This is a genomic window from Desulfosarcina sp., assembly GCF_046496365.1.
Taxonomy (GTDB): domain Bacteria; phylum Desulfobacterota; class Desulfobacteria; order Desulfobacterales; family Desulfosarcinaceae; genus Desulfosarcina.
The window spans coordinates 52,780-73,097 of sequence record NZ_JAWOHB010000049.1; the positions used below are offsets into that span (position 1 = coordinate 52,780).

15 protein-coding genes are annotated in these 20,318 nt (G+C 60.1%); 10 read left to right on the plus strand and 5 right to left on the minus strand.

The features are described 5' to 3' along the window. Positions 1 to 6 precede the first annotated feature (6 nt). Entirely contained in the window at positions 7 to 2,862 is a 2,856-nt protein-coding gene (locus tag R6V78_RS03680) for a sialate O-acetylesterase (protein WP_410287977.1), read from the plus strand. 52 nt (positions 2,863 to 2,914) lie between these two features. Here R6V78_RS03680 and R6V78_RS03685 read toward each other — a convergent pair whose 3' ends face one another. Further along, the gene (locus tag R6V78_RS03685; protein ID WP_410287978.1) at positions 2,915 to 4,099 is read right to left on the minus strand and encodes a DUF4185 domain-containing protein; all 1,185 of its coding nucleotides are present in this window, start codon (positions 4,097 to 4,099) and stop codon (positions 2,915 to 2,917) included. 3 nt (positions 4,100 to 4,102) lie between these two features. Continuing rightward, positions 4,103 to 5,506: an aspartate aminotransferase family protein gene (locus tag R6V78_RS03690; RefSeq protein WP_410287979.1), complete on the minus strand. Its 1,404-nt coding sequence runs from the start codon at positions 5,504 to 5,506 to the stop codon at positions 4,103 to 4,105. A 245-nt stretch (positions 5,507 to 5,751) separates the two neighbouring features. On the opposite strand from R6V78_RS03690, the gene R6V78_RS03695 reads away from it, so the two are divergent. The 7 genes from R6V78_RS03695 (at position 5,752) to ftsY (ending at position 15,771) form a co-directional block, all read left to right on the plus strand. Further along, entirely contained in the window at positions 5,752 to 6,501 is a 750-nt protein-coding gene (locus R6V78_RS03695; protein WP_410287980.1) for a FadR/GntR family transcriptional regulator, read from the plus strand. Then, a complete protein-coding gene (gene rocD, locus R6V78_RS03700) occupies positions 6,498 to 7,697 on the plus strand; it encodes an ornithine--oxo-acid transaminase (protein WP_410287981.1) in 1,200 nt (399 codons plus the stop codon). The genes R6V78_RS03695 and rocD overlap by 4 nt, the downstream gene beginning before the upstream one ends. Positions 7,698 to 7,709: 12 nt before the next feature. Continuing rightward, positions 7,710 to 8,627 (plus strand): ornithine carbamoyltransferase, encoded by a 918-nt coding sequence (argF, locus tag R6V78_RS03705; RefSeq protein ID WP_410287982.1) that lies wholly within the window; start codon positions 7,710 to 7,712, stop codon positions 8,625 to 8,627. A 3-nt stretch (positions 8,628 to 8,630) separates the two neighbouring features. Further along, positions 8,631 to 9,581, plus strand: coding sequence for a carbamate kinase (locus R6V78_RS03710; RefSeq protein WP_410287983.1), 951 nt, complete (start codon positions 8,631 to 8,633; stop codon positions 9,579 to 9,581). A gap of 85 nt (positions 9,582 to 9,666) precedes the next feature. Then, the gene (pyrB, locus tag R6V78_RS03715) at positions 9,667 to 10,605 is read left to right on the plus strand and encodes an aspartate carbamoyltransferase (protein ID WP_410287984.1); all 939 of its coding nucleotides are present in this window, start codon (positions 9,667 to 9,669) and stop codon (positions 10,603 to 10,605) included. Positions 10,606 to 10,901: 296 nt separating this feature from the next. Next, positions 10,902 to 14,516 carry a chromosome segregation protein SMC gene (gene smc, locus R6V78_RS03720; protein ID WP_410287985.1) on the plus strand — a complete coding sequence of 1,205 codons (3,615 nt, stop codon included), beginning with the start codon at positions 10,902 to 10,904 and terminating at the stop codon, positions 14,514 to 14,516. A 112-nt stretch (positions 14,517 to 14,628) separates the two neighbouring features. Next, positions 14,629 to 15,771, plus strand: coding sequence for a signal recognition particle-docking protein FtsY (ftsY, locus tag R6V78_RS03725; RefSeq protein WP_410287986.1), 1,143 nt, complete (start codon positions 14,629 to 14,631; stop codon positions 15,769 to 15,771). Positions 15,772 to 15,829: 58 nt separating this feature from the next. On the opposite strand, the gene R6V78_RS03730 is transcribed toward ftsY, so the two are convergent. From R6V78_RS03730 to nth, 3 genes are all read right to left on the minus strand, one after another. Beyond that, positions 15,830 to 16,471, minus strand: coding sequence for a hypothetical protein (locus tag R6V78_RS03730; protein ID WP_410287987.1), 642 nt, complete (start codon positions 16,469 to 16,471; stop codon positions 15,830 to 15,832). 101 nt (positions 16,472 to 16,572) lie between these two features. Further along, positions 16,573 to 17,346: an alpha/beta fold hydrolase gene (locus R6V78_RS03735; RefSeq protein WP_410287988.1), complete on the minus strand. Its 774-nt coding sequence runs from the start codon at positions 17,344 to 17,346 to the stop codon at positions 16,573 to 16,575. A gap of 106 nt (positions 17,347 to 17,452) precedes the next feature. Continuing rightward, positions 17,453 to 18,118 (minus strand): endonuclease III domain-containing protein, encoded by a 666-nt coding sequence (gene nth, locus R6V78_RS03740; RefSeq protein ID WP_410287989.1) that lies wholly within the window; start codon positions 18,116 to 18,118, stop codon positions 17,453 to 17,455. Positions 18,119 to 18,381: 263 nt separating this feature from the next. Between nth and lexA the strand changes: the two genes are divergently transcribed. Together lexA and R6V78_RS03750 are read left to right on the plus strand one after the other, a co-directional pair. After that, positions 18,382 to 19,008: a transcriptional repressor LexA gene (lexA, locus tag R6V78_RS03745; protein ID WP_410287990.1), complete on the plus strand. Its 627-nt coding sequence runs from the start codon at positions 18,382 to 18,384 to the stop codon at positions 19,006 to 19,008. A 53-nt stretch (positions 19,009 to 19,061) separates the two neighbouring features. Further along, positions 19,062 to 20,240, plus strand: a complete 1,179-nt coding sequence (locus tag R6V78_RS03750; RefSeq protein WP_410287991.1) for a hypothetical protein — start codon at positions 19,062 to 19,064, stop codon at positions 20,238 to 20,240. Positions 20,241 to 20,318: the final 78 nt, after the last annotated feature.

The window sequence follows — 20,318 nt, forward strand, 5'->3', positions numbered from 1 at the left end:
GCCATTGTGAAAAAAATTCTTGCGCTGATTTTCGTGGTTCTGCTGAGCGCCCCGGTCAGTCTGTGGCTGGCGGCCCAGCTGGGTGTCAATGGTGACAACACCGTCGGCCAGGGCTTTCCCGCACCGGAAACAACCCTGTGGAGCGACCGGGGCTACTACCAGGCGGTCGAAGGGTGGTTCCGGGAATCCCTCCCCGCCGCCAGGCCCCTGAAACGTTTTCACAACTGGGTGGACTACCATCTGTTTTCCGCCACCACGGCCGCGCAGGTATATATCGGCAGCCATGGCTGGTTGTACCCTGCCGATAGCGCTGCGGACGATCCGGGGATCAAGGTTGCCAGACAAAAGGGCCAGCGGCTGTTTCTGGAGCTCCACGCCGTTGAAAAAATGGTCGCCGCCCTAGGACGCCGCTTTCTGGTCACCGTGGTACCCGGCAAGGCATCCATTTATCCGGAGTATGCCGGTGGCAAGACCGCAGGGGTCCAGCACGCTGTTTACCAGGCGCTGCATGACGCCCATGGAAGCCACCCCCTGAATGGTTTCATCGGATTGGAAGCGGTCCTCAAAAAAGCCAAGCTCAGCGGCGTCGATGTCTACCACAAACACGCACGCCTGTGGAGCTGTGGCGGTGCAGCCGCCGCAGCCGAGCAGATCCTCGCCCGATCAAACCTGGCCAAACCACCATCCGGCTATGCTTCGACGGCGGCCTGTCCCCCGCCGGACAGCGCGCTTTACGACCTGCTGATCGGTGGGGATCGGCGCGAAAAAAAACCCTTGGTCGGCCATGCAGCCGGCCCCCACGCGGTAAACGGTCCGGTGGCCGTGGTCTATGGAGACGATTTTTTGATTCACCTGCTGCCGCTTATCGCCCGCGCCTTCAACCGTGTAACGGTCATCGATTCAACCCAGGTGCCCACATTCGGCCGGGATGCATTGTCCCAAGACAGTGATGTGGTCCTGTTGCAATGCAGCGAAAACAGTCTCGAAGGCCTGCACCTGAACCTGGAGTCCATTTTTGCCGCCAGCGATCCCCGGATGCAGGGCGTCGTTAAACAGAAAGTCGCACTGGCCGCTGCGGCCCCACTGACCCACTGTGCGCTGGACATCGGTCCGGACGGACTCCAAATCCGGTCATCGGGAGAGGCGGCTTTTTTCTCCCTGCCTCCGCTTCCGGGGTCGACAACCGGCGTTTTCAGAATGCTGAAGCTGACTTTTTCGTCGACCCACCAGGGGCGTATAACCGTCAAGACCCGGCCGGACGTGTATGGATTGATCGAGCGAACCCTCAGCCGCGAGAACCGGCAGCTGATCGTTCCCCTGCCGTTCGATGAATCCGTGGAGGTCCAGATCAACCCCAGCCAGCATGCAGGCGTGTTCACGTTGGAAGATGCCGACCTGTTGAGTTTTTACGGCAAAAACCCGCCGCCGGCGCCGGCTGTTGCGCAGGCGTTTGCCACCGTCGGGGATATTAGCGGCCCAATGGCCATTGAACCGCCGGCAGGGGGTCCGGACGGCGGAGCGTCCACGCTGCCGGGGCCGCACCCCACGGATGCGCTGCCCGAACTTGACCTGACAGATATCCAGGAGGGCCGCATATTCCAGCGCCAGGGCGCGACTGCGACCGTTGCGGTCACCGGTGCCTATACCGGCGCGGCGGGAGCGGTGGAAGCCCGGGTGGTGGACGCCAAGACCGGCAGGGTCATCGTTGCCTGGACAGTGGTGGATCCTTCACCGCAAAACGGGGTCTACACCGGCATACTGCCCCACGTTCCCCAGGGCGGCTGGTACCGGTTGCACGTACGCAGCGGCATCACTCCGTGGGTGGTCGAAGAGGGCGTCAACCGTTGGGGGGTTGGTATGCTGGTTGCCTGCATTGGCCAGTCCAACATGCGCGAGTGGTTCGCCACCGGCAAAGACCACCAGCCCGCATCCCTTTTGATGTTTCACAGCGATGGCCGATGGCAAAAACCCATGCGGTCGGGCAACGGCGCGCTGGCATTGGGAAACCGTCTGGCAGAGGCCCTGAACATACCGGTGGGCCTGCTGGACTACTCGGTCAACGGCACCGGTCTGACGGCCAAGGCGGAATGGGGCCAAGGCTTCTGGCTGGACACCGGCCCCCACGGCATCTACCGGCGCCTGATCGAAGCGGTCGACAGCACCGGCGGATCGGTGGAATACGTCCTGTGGATGCAAGGTGAGGCCGATGCGGCGCGAGGGACCGTTACGCAAGCGGAATATCGGGCCGGCCTGGAACGCCTGGTCAACGAGCAACTCCGTTCAGACATCAAAAACGGATCGACCAGATCCCAGCTCCCTTTTTTGATCATCCCGCTGGTCAAACGACCCACAGGCAAGGATACAACCTGCCAGTGGATTCGCGAGGCCCAGATGGATGCGTTAAAGACCATCGATGCATGTCACCTGGCCGCCCTGAGTATTGACCTTGAAAACCGCGGCCGCCAGCACCTGGCTCCGGTGTCCTACTCGATTTTGGGCATCCGGACGGCCCAGACCATCCTTTACCTGCTGGGCGAGATGCCCTACCATCGCGGGCCGACGATCACAGCCGTCACCCGTACAGCCGACCGGGTGATCGATATATCCATCACCCACCGGGGCGGCACCGACTTCACCCCCGGGTCAACGATCACCGGGTTCGAGGCCCTGTGGGATGGACAGCCGGTTGCCGTCACTTCGGTTTCCCGGTTAAATGCCAAGGCCATCCGCATCCATCTGCAAGACAAAATCCCCGGGGAGGTCCGTGTACGCTACCTGTACGGCGCCCACCCGGACACGTCCAACCCGGTCCGCGACAACACGGCCCTGCAATTGCCTTTGGAGCCCTACTCCCCGGATTAACCTGGCTGCCGTGAACGCAAACTGCAGGCAAACCGGCGGTCGTTGTTCATCTTCACGGTTTGGGCTGCAGATCAACCCGCAGAAAACGCGGGAAATAGAGCCCAAAAGCGTCCATGAGCCGCTGCGGATCCATGTGGTTGGTCGCGTAGGTGACCACCAGATCCGCTCCGGTCAAAAACGGATGTGATTTGGCGGCATAGATCAATATTCCGGGAATGGACGCCTCTTCCGGTCGGTAAAAACCGGTCAACGGCCCCCACGGCCCTTCGGGTCGCCTGGCGATCCGGAAACCCAGGCCCGCGGCGCCGAAACCGACGGTTTGAATCTGAACAAACCGCTCGATCCGCGGTTCGTAATGAACATTGAACTCGGCCTGGGCATCGGCGAACAGCGCCGCCGGCATGCCATGCACCCGTGATTCCACTCTCCATCCCAGGCTGGCACCACACCACCATTGGGGCTCACGCAGGTCCCCGGCCCCCGCCTTTTCTTTTTGCCACCGGGCAAGGTATGCCTGGCTTCCGCCCGAATCGGAGCCGTAGGCATACAGGTACCCATCGTGAGCCAACACGCCGCCGGTGCCCAGAAGGAGAGCGAACCGGTCCGGGTTTTTACTCACCTGAGAGACCTGCCATCGTCCGGGGGGTGCGTCGGGATTTTCTACCGCGACCGCCTGCCAGGCGGTCATGGTAAAGCCCAGGTCGTTTGCCGACGGTGCAATCGTCGTCAGAAATATCAGCAGCCGGCCGCCGATGCGGATGCCGTCGCCGGGCCAACGCCAGGATCGTCCGGAGCCGGGGAAAAAGGGTCCCGGTGCCGACGGTGCCGCCTGCCCCCAGAAAAAGGCCATGTCCGCCGAAGACGGGTCGCTTCCGGTCTGAATGCCGATGCTGTTGCGGACCAGGGTAGCCCGGGAACGGTCGGCGACGCCGTCCGAGCGGATAAAGGAATCGCCAAACAGCCACAAGGTGCGCCCCTTGCCCAGATCCACGCTGTGGGCATCATCGGCACCCAGCCAGCGGGTGTCCTGACGAAAGAGGCGGTCGGCCTCCGGCCACGGGCGGCCGGTCAATGCGGCAGCGGCATTACCTGCGGCCCAGTGGCCGATTGCGGCGCAACCGGCCACCGCAACCAGGAGGATCATACCGAGCAGAAACCGCAACCCGGCAGCCGGTCTTTCGAGACGCAGCGCTGCGCAACCCACCCTGATCAGGCCTGCACCGTTTTTGAGAACCACGTTCTAACCGAACACCTGTTGGATGCCCTTTTTGGTGGCCGCGACCATGCGGTCGGCCTCATCTTTGGTGATCACCAGGGCCGGCGCGAAGTATAAGGTGGTATTGAGGCCCGGCAGACTGCTGTTGGTGCGCCCGAGCAGCACGCCTTCGGCTTTGGCGGCATCCACCACGGCACCCATCTGGGCTTCGCTGGGCGGCCGCTTGTCGGCCTTGTCGGCCACCAATTCAACCCCCAGGAAGAGTCCCTTGCCGCGGACGTCGCCGACAGCGGGGTGGTCCGCAAGCTCCTGGAGCCGGTCAAACAGGTAGTCGCCCATGACCCGGCTGTTTTCAGTCAGGTTTTCAGCCTCCATGATGCGGATGTTTTCCAGCGACGCCGCCATGGCGCCGGTACAGCCGCCATAGGTGGAGATATCGCGGAAGAAATGCATGCGCTGGTCAGGATCGGCCGGGTCGTTGAGAAACAGGTCGTAGATGTGCTGCTTGACCACCGTGGCGGATATGGGTTCGTAGGCGCTGGCCATGCCCTTTGCCAGGGTGATCATGTCCGGATCCACATCGAAGTGCTGGTGTCCGAAGAACCGGCCGGTTCGTCCAAACCCGGCGACCACCTCGTCGATGACCAGAAAAACACCGTATTTTCGGCAAATTTCCTGAAGGATGGGAAAGTAGGCATCCACCGGAACGATGATACCGCCGCCTGCGGTGATGGGTTCAACGATCAACCCGCCCACGCTTTCGGGCCCTTCCTTCAGGATAATCTCCTCCACCGCTCTGGCGCAGCGGATTTGGCAATCCGGATAGGTTTCGCCGAAGGGGCAGCGGTAGCACAGGCAGTGGGGGATCTGAACGAATCCTTCAGGAAAGGGGCCGAAATCCTTTTTGCGTTCGGCCTGGCCCGAAGAGGCCAGCACGGCAATGGTGGTGCCATGGTAATCCCGGTCACGGTAGAGAATTTTGTATTTGCCTTTGCGATCCGGGTCGATGGTCGATGCCTGGCGGATGAGCTTATAACTCTTCTCGTTGGCTTCGGACCCGCTGTTGGAGAAATAGACCTTACCCATCGCCGGCAGCAATTCCATCAGCTTGCCGGAGAGCTTGATCGAAGGAATCGTGCCGACACTGCCTGCAAAGTAGGCCATCTGCTTCATCTGGGCGGCCACGGCATCGGCGATGCTGTCGCGGCCGTAGCCCACGTTGACGCACCACACGCCCCCGGAGGTGGCGTCCAGATATTGCCGCCCGCGGATATCCGTTACGGTCAACCCTTTGCCGGCGACAATGATCATCTGCTCCTGATCCTGGAAGCATTTGTGCGGTTTGATGTGATGCCACAGGTAATTCTTGTCGCCTCCGACCATTTCATCCACACCGTAATCCAGGACATGCGACAGTGGGGTATCCATTCGGCAACTCCTTTTAGCGGTTTGGGCTTGTTTTTGGAAAACAATGCGGTCTTTACCGACCGTTGATATCTGACTTATAAAATACCATCTCAAAAAACAAGGCCCAGATCGTCAAGGGCAATACAAATACAGCTTGCGGTTGACATCGATCCGATTATGAAGTAAATGGGTGACCCATTACCCTTTTAAAACCTGTCCAGGCCGACGCAGGGTGCCCGGACAAACCGAATGCCCATGGGATCCTGATGTTTAAAAAAACAAGCCAGCAGCGGATCTTCGAAGACCTGGTCGCACAGATTGAGGGCGCCATTCTCGATGGACGCCTCAAAGCCGGTGACAAACTGCCAGCCCAGCGGGACCTGGTGGAAATGTTTCAGACCGGCCGGGGCCCTCTGCGGGAAGCATTGCGTGTGCTGGAGCAAAAGGGGCTGCTGGACATCAGGCGCGGTGTGCGCGGCGGGGCCACGGTCAAGCTGCCGGGTATGGCACCGGTGGCGGAAAGCCTGGGACTTTTGGTACGCCACCGCAAGATCACCTTGGGCGAACTCTCCGAGTTCCGCGAAGGGGTGGAGGGCAATGTCGCCGCCATCGCCGCCCAGCGGGCCACCCAGACGGACATCCACCACCTCAAGGGGCTGTTGAGGCAGGCCAAAAAACATGTTGAAGACGGGGTTGCGGCCTGGGAGCCGTTTTGCCAGGTGGACAACCGCATTCACGTGGCCATCGCCAAAGCCGCCGGCAACCGGGTTTACGAGTTCGTCCTGCGCATGGTCCACGACAACATCCAGCATTACTATGCAGCCAATCCCCTGCGGGGGCAGCAGTTCATGCAGGAAAACTATCAGGACCTGTGCGACATTGTCAGTGCCTTGGAAAAACAGCAGGCCACAGCCGTGCGCTCGCTCATGCAAAGCCACGTGCGCCGATTCAACCGATACATGACCAGTCAGCAGCCGCCCGACATGCTCGCGGGTGAAAAAGGAGGCAGTTTATGAATACCCAGGAATATCTCAACCTCGAGAATGAATATGGCGCCCACAACTACAAACCGCTGGATGTCGTTCTGACCAAGGGCAGAGGCGTCTGGGTGTGGGACGTGGACGGCAAAAAATACCTGGACTGCCTGGCTGCCTACAGCGCGGTCAACCAGGGCCACTGTCACCCTGAAATAATGAAAACCATGATGGCCCAGGCCCAGAATCTGACCCTCACCTCGCGGGCCTTCAGGAACGACCAGCTGGGTCATTTTTACAAGGAGATATGCCTGCTGACCAAATCCCACAAGGTGCTTCCCATGAACAGCGGCGCCGAAGCGGTGGAAACCGTGATCAAGGCGGTCAGAAAATGGGGCTACACGGTCAAGGGCATCCCCGAGGATAAAGCCGAAATCATCGTCTGCGCCAACAACTTCCACGGCCGCACCATCACCATCGTGGGTTTTTCCACCGATCCGACGGCCCGCACCGGATTCGGCCCGTTCACGCCGGGTTTCAAAATTATCCCCTTCGGGGATGCCGATGCACTCGCAGCGGCCATCACCCCCAACACCGCAGGCTTTCTGGTGGAGCCCATCCAGGGTGAAGCCGGTGTCATCATACCAAAGAGCGGCTATCTCAAGGCCGCCCGCGAGATCTGCGACCATCACAACGTGGTGCTGATCCTCGACGAAATCCAGACCGGCCTGGGCCGGACCGGACGCCTGCTGGCCGAAGAGCACGAAGGCATCGAAGCCGACCTCACCCTGGTGGGAAAAGCCCTGTCCGGGGGTTTTTATCCGGTTTCCGCCGTCCTTTCCAACAAGGAGGTCATGGATGTCCTGCAGCCCGGCGAGCACGGCTCCACCTTCGGCGGCAACCCGTTGGCCTGCGCCATTGCCCGCACCGCCATCCGGGTCCTCGTCGATGAAAAGATGATTGAAAACGCCGAGAAAATGGGCGACTATTTCCTTGCCGGTCTGAAAAGAATCGACAGCCCGCACATTAAAGCGGTGCGCGGCCGGGGCCTGATGATCGCCATGGAGTTGATTCCGGAGGCCGGGGGGGCCCGCCCGTTCTGCTACAAGCTGGCCGCCCGGGGCATGTTGTGCAAGGAAACCCATGAAAATACCATTCGCTTTGCCCCGCCTCTGGTCATTAACCGGCAAGAGGTGGCGTGGGCGCTGGAACAGATCGATGCAGTCATGAAAGCATAATGGAGGCCAACAGTGAAACGTGATTTTCTGCATGTTACCGATTTTAGCGCCGATGAAATCCAGGCCACCTTCGCCCTGGCCAAAGAGGTCAAGGCACGCTTCAGGCGGCGGGAGGATTTCAAGCCGTTCAAGGACCACAGCATGGCCATGATCTTCGCCAAGCCGTCCGCACGCACGCGCATCTCCTTTGAAACCGGTTTTTTCCGCATGGGCGGCCACGCCCTGTACCTGGGCCCGGGCGACATTTCCATCGGCAAGCGCGAAGCGGTCAAAGATATCGCCCGGGTGGTAGCCCGATACAACGACGTGATCATGGCCCGGCTCTTTGCCCACGTGCATGTGCTGGAACTGGCCGAATACGCATCGGTGCCCGTGGTCAACGGTTTGACCGACTACAACCACCCCTGCCAGATCATGGCGGATATGTTCACCATCTTGGAGCATCGCGGCCACTTCAACGACCTGAAGGTGGTCTACGTGGGCGATGGCAACAATATCGTCCACTCCTGGCTGCGGCTGGCCCAGCGGCTTGCCTTCCACTTTGTGTGCGCCTGCCCGGATGACTACGCGCCCGACAAGCAGACCGTCGACGACGCCAGAAAGGCCGGCCTTTCGGAAATTGAAATCAGCCACGATCCCAAAACCGCAGTCAAGCACGCCGATATCGTCTATACCGACGTGTGGGCATCCATGGGGCAAAAGGATGAAGCCGAGACGCGCAAGGTGCGTTTCCAGGGTTTCCAGGTCAATGCCGAACTGATGGCCGCCACGGGCAAACAAAGCCTGTTTATGCACTGCCTGCCGGCCGAACGCGGCGTGGAGACCACCGACACGGTAATCGAATCCGCCCGGTCAATCGTCTTTGACCAGGCGGAAAACCGGATGCATGCCCAAAATGCCATCCTGTTGAAAATCTGTGGAAAAGCGTGACGGATGACGCAGACAAAAAACAAGCCCAAGCCGGTGCTGCTGGTCGCTCTGGGCGGAAACGCCCTGATCCGGAAAGGTCAGGCCGGCACGGTGGCGGAACAGTTCGACAACCTGAAGGTCCCCATGACCCAGATCGCCCGTCTATCCAGGGATTTCCGGGTTATCATCACCCACGGCAACGGCCCCCAGGTGGGCAACCTGCTGCTGCAGCAGGAGTGCTGCGACACGGTGCCGCGGTTGCCGCTGGAGATTCTCGTGGCCCAGACCCAGGGACAAATCGGCTACAAGATCGAATCCACCCTGGACGAAGCCCTCATGGCCATGGGTATCAACAGCCAGCCGCTGGTCAGCCTGATCAGCTATGTGGTGGTGGATGCAACCGACAAGGCGTTTAAATCCCCCTCCAAACCGGTCGGTCCGGCGTTCACCAGGGAAAAGGCAGCCACCCTGCCCTACCCCACGATCAAGACCCCCAAAGGCTACCGGCGCGTGGTGGTTTCGCCCCAACCGGTAACCATTGTTGAAAAGCGCGAGATCCGGACCCTGATCGACGCGGGATTCATCGTAATCTGCTGCGGCGGCGGCGGTATTCCGGTGGTACGCGCCGGACGGACGTTCGACGGCGTGGATGCCGTTATCGACAAGGACCTGGCCAGTGCCCGCCTGGCCGAGGAGGTGGGTGTGGATCTGTTCATCATGGCCACGGATGTTGACGGGGTGGCCCTGAATTTCGGCAAGCCCGACGAGCGCTATCTGACTACAGTCAGTCTCGAGGAATCAGCCAAATTCATCATCGATGGCCACTTCTCCGCCGGCGCCATGCTGCCCAAGGTGGAAGCAGCCATGCAGTTCGTCGGCAGCGGCGGAAAGCGGGCGGTGATCACCCGGATTGACCGCATCGCCGATGCGGCCGCCGGAAAGGCCGGCACCGAATTCGTACTGGAAAAAGAATGATATGGCTGCCGGCTGGCGGCGACCCCGGCACTCTTTTTTGACCTGCGCCTGTCACCCTTAACCTGAAAGTGTGGAGGATCCACCCATGGCTGCCTTTCCATTGACCCACATCATCGAATCCCAGCAGTTCGACCGCGACCTGCTGGAAGCCGTTTTCCGGACTGCCGACCAGATGAAGGCGGACCTTTATGGCCAGCGCCGTTTTGCAAAAGCCCTGGAAGGCCGCATCATGGCCTCGCTGTTTTACGAACCCTCCACCCGTACCCGCTTTTCATTTGAAAGCGCCATGCTGCGTCTGGGCGGATCGGTGATCACCACGGAAAACGCACGCGAATTCTCCAGTGCGGCCAAGGGGGAGAGCCTTTCAGACTCCACCCGGATCATGAACGGCTATGCCGACGTGATCGTCATGCGCCACAACGAGGCCGGCAGCGCGGCACGGGCAGCGGAAATCTCCCGCATTCCGGTAATCAATGCCGGTGACGGCGCCGGCCAGCATCCTACCCAGGCCCTGCTGGACATGTATACGATCGTGGATGCCTTCCCAACGATGCCCAGTTTAAAAATAGCCATGGTGGGGGATCTGCGCTACGGACGGACGGTAAGGTCCCTGTCCTACCTGCTGACCAGGTATGCAAATGTGGCCATCATCTTCGTGTCGCCGCCGGTGTGCAAAATGGAGGCAGACATCAAAGCCTACCTGGACAAAAACAATGTCCCGTGGCGGGAGGAGACCGACCTGGCCGCAGTTGCCCCGGAGGTCGACTGCATTTACATGACCCGCATTCAGAAAGAGCGGTTTCATGACCCCGAAGATTATCAGGCGGCCGCCGGAAGATACATCCTGACGCCCCAGCGGGTTCAGACCATGAAACCGGGCGCCATCATCATGCATCCGCTGCCCCGGGTGGACGAGATCCCCAAAGAGGTGGACGACGACCCGCGGGCGCGCTATTTTCAGCAGGCCATGAACGGCCTTTACATCCGCATGGCGCTGCTGTACCTGCTGCTGAAAACGGATTAAGCCTGCACCCAACTGGAAACGGCAGCGCTAATCCCCGGTTCCCCAAAGCCCAGACGCGACTGCTACACCACATATAGTATTACGAATCGTTTCATCACCCCCCCAATTGTGCTTTTCACTTTACAACGGGCAGGCATGGTGCTATCAGGGGGCCAGCAACCGCCTTCAACGGCGACCGTTTTCGTTCGTTCAATCCGAATCAACGCAACCATCACCATTTCACCTTCGGGTGTAAGCGCTGTTGCTGACCCCAATCAGGCATTGTTCCCTGGACGGGCAGGCAGGAGCAGGCAGCCATGAAATTAAAAAAGCTGGACATCGTCGGATTCAAGTCCTTTTTCGAAAAGGCCAGTATTGACTTCCCACCGGGCATCTGCGCGGTGGTGGGTCCCAACGGCTGCGGCAAGAGCAATGTTGTCGACGCCCTTCGCTGGGTCATGGGCGAACAGAGCGTCAAGCAGCTTCGGGGCAAGGACAAGGCAGACATCATCTTTTCGGGTGCCAGCGGCAAACCGCCGTTGAACCTGGCCGAAGTTTCCCTGACCCTGGTCAATGACAACGGCAGCATGCCCGAGGAATTCCGGGATTTCAGCGAGGTGATGGTTACCCGCCGCCTCTTCCGCAACGGCGAAACCGCCTACCTGATCAACAAACAACCCTGCCGTCTCAAGGATATACACAACATCTTCATGGGCAGTGGCGTGGGTGCGCGCACCTACGCGGTGATCCAGCAGGGCAACATCGGCGCCATCACCGACGCCGGACCCGACGAGCGGCGGGTCTTCATCGAGGAAGCGGCCGGTGTCACCCGCTACAAAATGCGCAAAACCGAAGCCCTGCGGAAGGTTGACGCAACCAACCAGAACCTTTTGCGGGTCAAGGATATCATCACCGAGATCGACCGCCAGATGGCCGGACTCAAACGCCAGGCCCAGCGGGCACAGCGCTTCAAAAGCCTTAAAGCCGAAGCCCGGCAGATCGACATCCGGCTCATCCACTACCATGACGTCGCGCTCAAACGCCAGATGGACGCTGCCGGCAGCCTGCTTAAATCCCTGCAAGACGAGGAGATCGGCCAGAGTACCCAGCTCAATAAGATTGATGCCGCCATTGAAACCATCAAGCTGAGGCGATCTGAAAAGGACCGGGATATCGCCTCACGAAAATCCCGCCAGTTCGAGATTCAACGCAAGATCGACCGCATGGAGGCCGACCTGGCCCATATGAACACGGACCGGGAGCGGCTGGTGCGCGAGATTGCCGAGCTTGAAACCGCCAGAATCGATCTGGAAGCGAAAAACGGCGGCATCATCTCGGAGATCGACCAGGTCCAGCGGCAGCACGATGGGCTTTTATCCCAGATCAACGCGATGAAGGCGACCATCGCCCGCGAAAACAACGATTCATCCAGCCTGCGCGGACGCATCGAAACCTTGACGCGGGCGCTGGAAAGCGGCAAGAACGAGCTGTTGAAGATGGTGGCCGAGGAGGCCCGGATTAAAAACACCCACCAGAATGCCGCCAACAATCGTGAAAACCTCCAACGCCGGCTCAAGCGCACCGACGAAGAAGCCGCCTTGGCCGACAAGAGCCTGCGGGAGGCTGCCGCTCGACGCGCGGCCGCCGATGCCGAACTCACGCGGATAAAAAAGGACCTTTGCGACCTGGATGGTCGGATCGACGCCTTGAAGCAAGAACTGGGGGGGGCCGTTGCCCGCCTGGCCTCCCAGGTCAAAACCACCCAGACCCTGGATATGGAGCACAGCAAGGCCCGCAGCAGCCTGGCGACACTCAAAAAAATGGAGGCCAACCTGGACTGGTACAAGGACGGGGTCAAGGCCGTGCTCAAAGCCGCCCGCCGGGAGAGGCTCCCCTCCGAGGCCAAACCACCCACAGGTATTGTCGGGCTTCTGGCCGATGTGATCGACGCAGCTCCCGGCTATGAAAACGCCGTCGAAGCGGCCCTTGGCGAATCTTTGCAGTACATTCTGGTTGAGGATCAACCGTCAGGCGCCGGTGCCGTCGGCTACCTGCAGCAGACGCAGTCGGGGCGCTGCGGATTCATCCCCTTGGGCGCTTTGCGGGCCATCAACGATCCTGGGGACAAGCAGCTGGAACCCGACCACCGTCTGTTGAATCACATCCGCGTCAAAGCAGGTTTTGAATCGGCGGCGCATGCCCTGCTGGGACACGTGGCCATCGCCGAGACCCTGGATGCGGCCCGTGAGCGCTTCAACCGCAGCGACCGGGTGCAAACCGTGGTCACCCGCAGCGGCGACCTGCTCTCCCACCCGGGACTGATCATTGGGGGCAGCCCGGATAAAGGCGCCGGCATTTTGGCCAAAAAACAGGAAATCAAGTCCCTGGCGGCGCAGTGCGACCGCCTGGACAGGCGGGCAAAGGAGGCCCACGGGGCCCAGACGGAGCTCGAAGCCCGGGTCCGCGGCCTTGAAAAACAGCTCCAGGAGACCCTTGCCGAAAAAAACCATGCCGCCCAGGAAGCCATGGAATCCGAAAAGGCGGCCTACCGGGCCGACGAAGCGCTGAAAAGCGCCCGGCGACACCTGGAAATCGTCCGGCTGGAGCAGGAGCAGCTCATGGGGGAAGAGATGGACCTGGACGAAGAGATCCAACGCCACCACGCACGCCTGCAAACCATCGTCGGCCATGTCACGGCGGCTCAGGAACAGGTGGTCCACACATCGGCCCAACTCGATGAAACCGCCTCTTGCCTGGAAGCCTTCAACCAGCGCATCGTGGACCTGAAACTCAAGCTCACCGCTGACGGCGCCAACCTGGACAACTGCGCGGGTACGCTCCGCCGCCTGAAGGATTTCCAGGCTGACGGGATCCGGCGTCTCGAGCAGCTGTCACTGGACATTGCCGCCAAAACAGAAAAATTGGCGGGTACCGGCAAACGCAATGCAATCATCAGCCGGGATCTCGCCACCCACGACGACGCCCTCAAGGAGCTGGCAAGCCGGTTGGCGGCAGACGAAAAAGAGTTTGGCGACATCGATGCCCGCCTGCAGGAAAATGGCGCCGAGGTTTCCCGGATCCAGAGCCAGCGCGAGGTCCTGCACCAGAAGATTCGCATGCTGGAAATGGATTACGCCGAAAAGCGCATCAAACGGGAAAACCTTGAAAACCGATGCAGGGACTACTATCACTGCACCATTGCCGAACTTGGCCAAACAGCCGATGACCAACCGGATGACGCCGACCCGCAGCGCCCCGAGGAGTTGGAAAATTCCCTTGCCGCCATACGCCAGAAGATCGTCACCATCGGAGACGTCAACCTGGAGGCGATCGGGGAATTCGAGGAGCAGAAGGCACGCTTCGATTTTCTGTGCGCGCAGCGGGACGATCTGGTTAAAGCCATCGACGGTCTGCACCAGGTGATCCGCAAGATCAACCGCATCACCCAGGAGCGTTTTCTGGACACCTTTGCGCGCATCAACGAAAAACTCCAAGATGTTTTTCCCAGGCTTTTCGAAGGCGGCAGCGCCCGCCTCGAACTGACCCGTCCAGACGAACCACTGGAAACCGGCGTCGAATTTCTGGTTCATCCGCCGGGTAAAAAGCTGACCCGCATGAGCCTGCTTTCCGGTGGTGAAAAGGCCCTGTCGGCCATCAGCTTTATTTTTGCCATCTTTCTGCTCAGACCGGCATCCTTTTGCCTCATGGACGAAATCGATGCACCCCTGGACGACGCCAACGTCATGCGTTTCAACAACCTGATGAAAGTGATCGGAGAGAAATCCCAGATCATCATGATCACCCATAACAAGAACAGCATGGAGTTTGCCGACACGCTCTTCGGCATCACCATGGAACAAAAAGGCCTGTCCAAGGTGGTGTCGGTAAACCTGGACCGCGCCGACAACCCAAAAGAGCTGACCGCCGCCTAACCGATCCGTCCCTGTTTTCAGGGCATATTGAGTGAGCCCTGCAGGAAAACGCAGTGCGGCCTGACCCTGATATCGGACGGTTGACGAAACCGTCAATTCAAAAGAGACATCCATGCCCTTAAACTGGTTTAAAAAAAAGAGAGACCAAAAAACGCCGCCCGAAGGCACCGCTTCTCTTGATGCGCAAGCATCCACGGTGCCGGCGGAAGTGGTGGCCGATGGGGCGCTGCATGAACCGGCAGCGTCCAGCGACCCCACCCGTGGTGAGGGTGCGGCGAATGAAACGGAGAGCCCCGAGCGCGTTTCCCCAAAAGCCTCGGCGGCGGATGGGGTCCCCGTCGAGAAAAAGGGCGGGGGCCTGTTCGCCCGACTTAAATCCGGCCTGACCAAAACCCGCAAAATCCTCACCACAGATATCGATGACCTGTTTCTGGGGAAAAAAGGTGTTGACGACGACATGCTGGAGGAGCTGGAAGCGCTGCTGATCACTGCAGACATGGGTGTTCAGACCACCATGGATCTTATGGAAAAGATCACCGGGAAGCGCTCGCGCATTGCCGGTGCCAGAGAATTGAAAACGGTCCTGAAGGAGGAGATCCTGGCCTATTTCGACGCCCTGCCCGTGCCGCCTCCCAAGCCTTCCGGCAAGCCCCACGTGGTCATGGTAGTTGGGGTCAACGGTGTGGGCAAGACCACCACCATCGGCAAGCTGGCCGCCCACGAGGCCCGCAAGGGCAAGAAAGTGCTGATTGCCGCCGCCGACACATTCCGGGCGGCCGCCATTGAACAGATCGCCATCTGGGCCGAACGGGCCGGGGCGGATATGGTGCGCCACAAGGACCATGCCGACCCGGCTGCCGTGGCCTACGACGGCATCGACGCCGCCATCTCGAGAGGAGCGGACACGGTCTACGTCGACACCGCCGGGCGCCTTCACACCAAGGTCAATCTCATGGAGGAGATCAAAAAGATACACCGCACCCTGACCAAAAGACTCCCCGACGCCCCCCATGAGGTCCTGCTGGTGCTTGATGCGACCACGGGCCAGAATGCCCTGTCACAGGCAAGGATGTTCAACGAGGCGCTGGGTGTCACCGGCATCGTCCTCACCAAGCTGGACGGCACAGCCAAAGGCGGCATTGTGGTGAGCATCTGCAGCAGCCTGAACATACCGCTGAAATACATCGGTGTGGGCGAAAGTGTGGAGGATCTTCAAGCGTTTGATCCGAAACAGTTTGTGGAAGCGCTCTTTTAGGCTGGAAGGGGCCGGGGATCCCTGAGAGGCCACCGGGGCCCTTGAATGCCCTGAAATTTTAGATCCCCGCCATCTGATTTCCCGTTTTACGATACAGTTCAAAACCGATCATGCCTGACTTTTTAATCTGGTTCGCCATTTCAAAGGCCTGGATGGTCTGCAACCCGCGGGCGGCTATTCCGGGCACCGCCACAACCGGGCAGATATACTGCTCCCGCCGATTGATCAACCGCGATCCGTGCAGATCGGTCATGGTCAGAATGCCCAGCAGGGTGTAGTTGCTGGTCGCCCCGGTCAGTATCGCCATGACCGACGGGTCGCACCTGAGGTTGTTCAGAAAAAGATCCAGCGGGTTGCACGTCCAGCGTGAACTGAAGATCCACCGGCTGATGGTTTTCGGATAGCCGGTAAGATGCCACTCCCCGGCCCGCCGATTATTGATTACCGCAACGGCCGAAAAATCAACGGACCGGCCCCTGACAAGGGTGGAGCTGCGATTGTAGCTCAGATATTGCAGGTTCTGGGTTTTATCGGGCATGCCGCCGATCACCAGAACATCCCTCAACAAGGCGACGTTGGGCGTCACCACCCGTGTCACGGATTGGATAAGATCATCGATAAAATCGTTTTTCATTCTGGCACCCCCCGGTTGTCCGGCCATGACCATCACGTGATCCATTTCCATGCTCTTAACTGACATTTCACCCGACCATCCGTCAACTGGTTTTTGCTGCCCCCACCGGCGGCCTCTTATTTTAGGCACGCTGAAAAAGGATCCCATCCGCCGGGGGGCAACCGACTTCACCGATTTCGCCGGATGAAATCCACGACCTGTCGGGCATACATCTGCGGGTAATGCTCGAAAATGTTGTGGCCGCATTTGGGGAAAACCAGCAGTTCGCCGGTGGTTAGATGACGGTAAAAGGCAACCCCCTGTTCCACATCGAAGAAATAACCCCGGTCCGGGTACATGACCAGAACTGGCACGGCCACCTGCACAAGTGCCGGCCGCAGATCGAAAAAGCCGGTTTTGCCGTAGCACCCTCCCCCCTGGGCACAGATATCGTAAAACAGCCTTCCCCGGTCGGCACCGTGCCAACGGTTGTACTTTTGCTGAAGCGCGGGGTCGAGTGCTTCGAAGGTTGCCGGCAGCTTCTGGCGGTTGAAATCTTCCATGGGGATGAGGCTGTGGCAAAGGGTGCTGGCAGCCACTAGGGTTTTGACCCGACCGGGATACCGCACGGCATAGTCCACGCCCACCACCCCGCCTTCGCACTGGCCCAGAATGTGAAAGCGGCCGATGCCCAACTGTGCGGTCAATTCGGCCAGGGCCGACACGTTCTGCCCGCGAAATCGCCGGTCCACATAGTGGCCGGCAAAGTCAGGGCCGCCATCCGACCGACCGAATCCGCGCCGGTCATACATCAGCACGCGGAAACCGGCTTCCACCAGCAGCGCATGGATTCCATCCCACATCATGGCGCAGGAGAAGCCGTTGTGCAGCAGCACAAGGGTCTCCCCCTCCCCGTGAATTTCGTAGTACGTGTCCAGGCCGTCTATTTTAACAATTGGCATGGGCGGTTTCCCTTCTTAAAATTTTAATCAATTTAATAGGTTGTTTTAAAAATTAAAAGTTTTACATGCGTATCTCGATCAATCATTCGGGTGTTGGATGACCGGGTCAGCGGTGGCGGTCCACCCCGATTCTGGGGCACATATCGGCCGCCGGACACCGGCTGCAAAAAGGCGAAACGGGCCGGCACACCACCTGACCGAAGGCCACCAGCAGTTCGTTGTAGCGGACCCAGTGCCGCCGGGGCAGCCGCTTGCGCAGGGCCTGTTCGGTCTTGTCCGGTGTTTTCGTCTTCACGTAGCCAATGCGATTGCTGATGCGGTGCACGTGAGTATCCACGCAGATGGCCGGGATCTTGAACCCTTCCACCAGGACCAGGTTGGCGGTCTTGCGGCCCACGCCGGGCAGGGCGGTGAGTTCCTCCAGCGTGTCCGGCACCTTGCCGCCATGACAGTCCAGCAGGATGCGGCTGATGGACAGCAGCCGCCTGGCTTTGGTGGGATAAAATCCCACCGGATAGATAAGCGTTTCGATTTCCCCCGGCGTCAATGCGACCATCGCTTCCGGCGTACGGGCCACATCCAGCAACCGCTGGGCGGCCACACCGGTAACTTCGTCCTTGGTGCGCAGGGAGAGCAGGGTGGAGACCAGCACCTCGAAGGGGGTCGCCCCGCGGGCGGCGATGAAGGTGATGATGGGCGGGTTCCACTGGCGGTAATTGGATTCGATGGCGGCAACAAAGCGGTCGATATCAAAGGCACGTTTTCCGGTCATGACAATCGGTTCCTTCCGGATCCAGAAAAAAAAGATGGGCGCCATCGGCAAGAAACAGCGTCCGTGTGCATCCATACACCGACCAACCGTTCCGGTAAAGTCCCAAGGTCCCGGGAAAAGCCAATTGACCTGAAATCAGGTGCGACCTCCCACCCGACCCGGCAGGTTTGTAAAGTTTTTTAGATCTAAAAAACTTTACATTGACATTTACATTTTACTTTTATACTGCATGCATCATGGGCATCGATGCATGGAGAGGCAAAATGGGATCCGAACTGACACCGGGACAGAGACGGCTTTTCGACTATCTGAAAAACACCATCCAACGCACCGGCAGCGCCCCCAGTCTCCGCCAGACGGCCCAGAACCTGGGTGTCAGCCACGCTGCCGTCTCCCAGCGCCTGAAACGGCTCGAACAAAAAGGGCTGGTCATGCGCCAGGGTCGCTACAGCCGGACCCTTCACCTGCTCAATCCCAACGGTGAAAGGGCGGCGGTCCAACGCTGGCGGGAAGTGCCGGTGGTCGGCAGGGTCACCGCCGGTCTGCCCCTGTACGCCCAGCAGGAGTGGGAAGGCAGCCTGGTGCTGGACGGCACCTTGTACCGCGGCCGCAATCTTTTCGCCCTGAGGGTGCGCGGGGACTCCATGCAGGGGGCGGGCATCCTGGACGGCGATATGGCCGTGTGCGTACCATGCCAGTACGCCGAAAGCGGCGAGATTGTGGTGGCCCTGATCCACGGGGAGGAAGCCACGGTAAAACGTTTTTTTCTCCACCGCGACCACGTGGAGCTGCGACCGGAGAATCCCGACTATCCGCTCATGCGCTACGGGTTCGACGATGTGCTGATCCAAGGCCGGGTGATCGGTATTCAGCGGGTGATGGCGAGATGACCCGCCTTCCATGACTGAAGTTCGATGCCTCAATTCTCCAATTCGGAATTTCGATGAATATGGAACGATCCATCATCCACATCAATGTCGCCGATTTCGCCGTGGCCGTGGAGCGGGTGCTGGATCGTCGGCTCGACAACCGGCCGATGATCATTGCGCCCGAAGGCGCTGCCCGGGCCGATGTGTACGACATGAGCGAAGAGGCCTTTCAGGCCGGGGTGAGAAAGCACATGCCGCTGGGCCGGGCCCTGGGCCGCTGCCGGGAGGCCCGGGTGCTGCCGCCACGCCCGGATCGCTACCGCCGGGCCATGGCGCGCATGCTGAAATCCGCCCTGCCCTGCTCGCCGCTCATCGAATCGGGTGACGGCGACGGGCATCTGTTTGTGGATGTCACCGGCAGCCGCCGCCTGCTTGGACCGCCGGTGGATGTGGCCCGGCGGCTGAGCCGCTGGATCCGGCGGGATCTGGGCCTGACACCCGTCTGGTCGGTGGCCACCAGCAAGCTGATCGCCAAAACCGCCACCCGTCTGGTCAAGCCCCTGGGCAAGTACATCGTAGCGCCCGGCGACGAGGCGGCATTTCTGGCGCCTCTGCCCCTTTTTCTGGTGCCCGGCATCGAATCCGGCGACCTGGCACGATTGAATGATTTCAACATCACCCGGGTGTTTCAGGCCGCCACACTCAGCGCCGATCAGATGCAGACCCTTTTCGGCCATCGGGGGCGTTTTATCCATGATCGGCTTCACGGCATCGATCCGTCGCCCGTTCGCCCCGTAGACCAGCCGCTGCCGCAGATCATCGAATATCGGGAATTCGGCGACGATACCAATGATCGGCTGCATGTGGCGCGCAGCCTTTACCAGCTGGTGGAACGGGCCGGCCGGCATCTGCGGCGCCAAGCCCTGGCCGCGCAGCGGATCGGCCTTATTCTGGTGCACACCGACGGCGTACGCAGAATCGGACAGATCAAGGCGGTGCTGGCCACGGCCAACGATTTTTCCCTGTTCACCTATGCCCGACAGGCGCTTGACCTGGCCTGGACCCGGCGGGTCCGGCTGCGGCGCATGACCCTCGTCTGCGACCGTTTGACCTACCCGCCGGCCCAGCGGCTTTTGTTCGAACCGGAACGCCGCATGGCGGAAAAACACGATCGGCTGATAGCGGCCATGGACCGGATCCGCCACCGCTTCGGCACCGATGCCCTGGCCATGGGACGGACGCTGGCGGCGTGAGCCGGGGAACCGGGAACAGAATTACCGATTGAGGCGTTAAAAAGCGATGCAAAGCCATGAACCAGAAGCCAAATCAAA

Excerpts from the sequence above, each read along its gene's own strand:
- R6V78_RS03690 (WP_410287979.1), bottom strand. The coding sequence starts at position 5,506 with ATGGATACCCCACTGTCGCATGTCCTGGATTACGGTGTGGATGAAATG.
- R6V78_RS03695 (WP_410287980.1), top strand. The coding sequence starts at position 5,752 with ATGTTTAAAAAAACAAGCCAGCAGCGGATCTTCGAAGACCTGGTCGCA.
- rocD (WP_410287981.1), top strand. The coding sequence starts at position 6,498 with ATGAATACCCAGGAATATCTCAACCTCGAGAATGAATATGGCGCCCAC.
- R6V78_RS03710 (WP_410287983.1), top strand. The coding sequence starts at position 8,631 with ATGACGCAGACAAAAAACAAGCCCAAGCCGGTGCTGCTGGTCGCTCTG.
- pyrB (WP_410287984.1), top strand. The coding sequence starts at position 9,667 with ATGGCTGCCTTTCCATTGACCCACATCATCGAATCCCAGCAGTTCGAC.
- smc (WP_410287985.1), top strand. The coding sequence starts at position 10,902 with ATGAAATTAAAAAAGCTGGACATCGTCGGATTCAAGTCCTTTTTCGAA.
- ftsY (WP_410287986.1), top strand. The coding sequence starts at position 14,629 with ATGCCCTTAAACTGGTTTAAAAAAAAGAGAGACCAAAAAACGCCGCCC.
- R6V78_RS03730 (WP_410287987.1), bottom strand. The coding sequence starts at position 16,471 with ATGTCAGTTAAGAGCATGGAAATGGATCACGTGATGGTCATGGCCGGA.
- R6V78_RS03735 (WP_410287988.1), bottom strand. The coding sequence starts at position 17,346 with ATGCCAATTGTTAAAATAGACGGCCTGGACACGTACTACGAAATTCAC.
- nth (WP_410287989.1), bottom strand. The coding sequence starts at position 18,118 with ATGACCGGAAAACGTGCCTTTGATATCGACCGCTTTGTTGCCGCCATC.
- lexA (WP_410287990.1), top strand. The coding sequence starts at position 18,382 with ATGGGATCCGAACTGACACCGGGACAGAGACGGCTTTTCGACTATCTG.
- R6V78_RS03750 (WP_410287991.1), top strand. The coding sequence starts at position 19,062 with ATGAATATGGAACGATCCATCATCCACATCAATGTCGCCGATTTCGCC.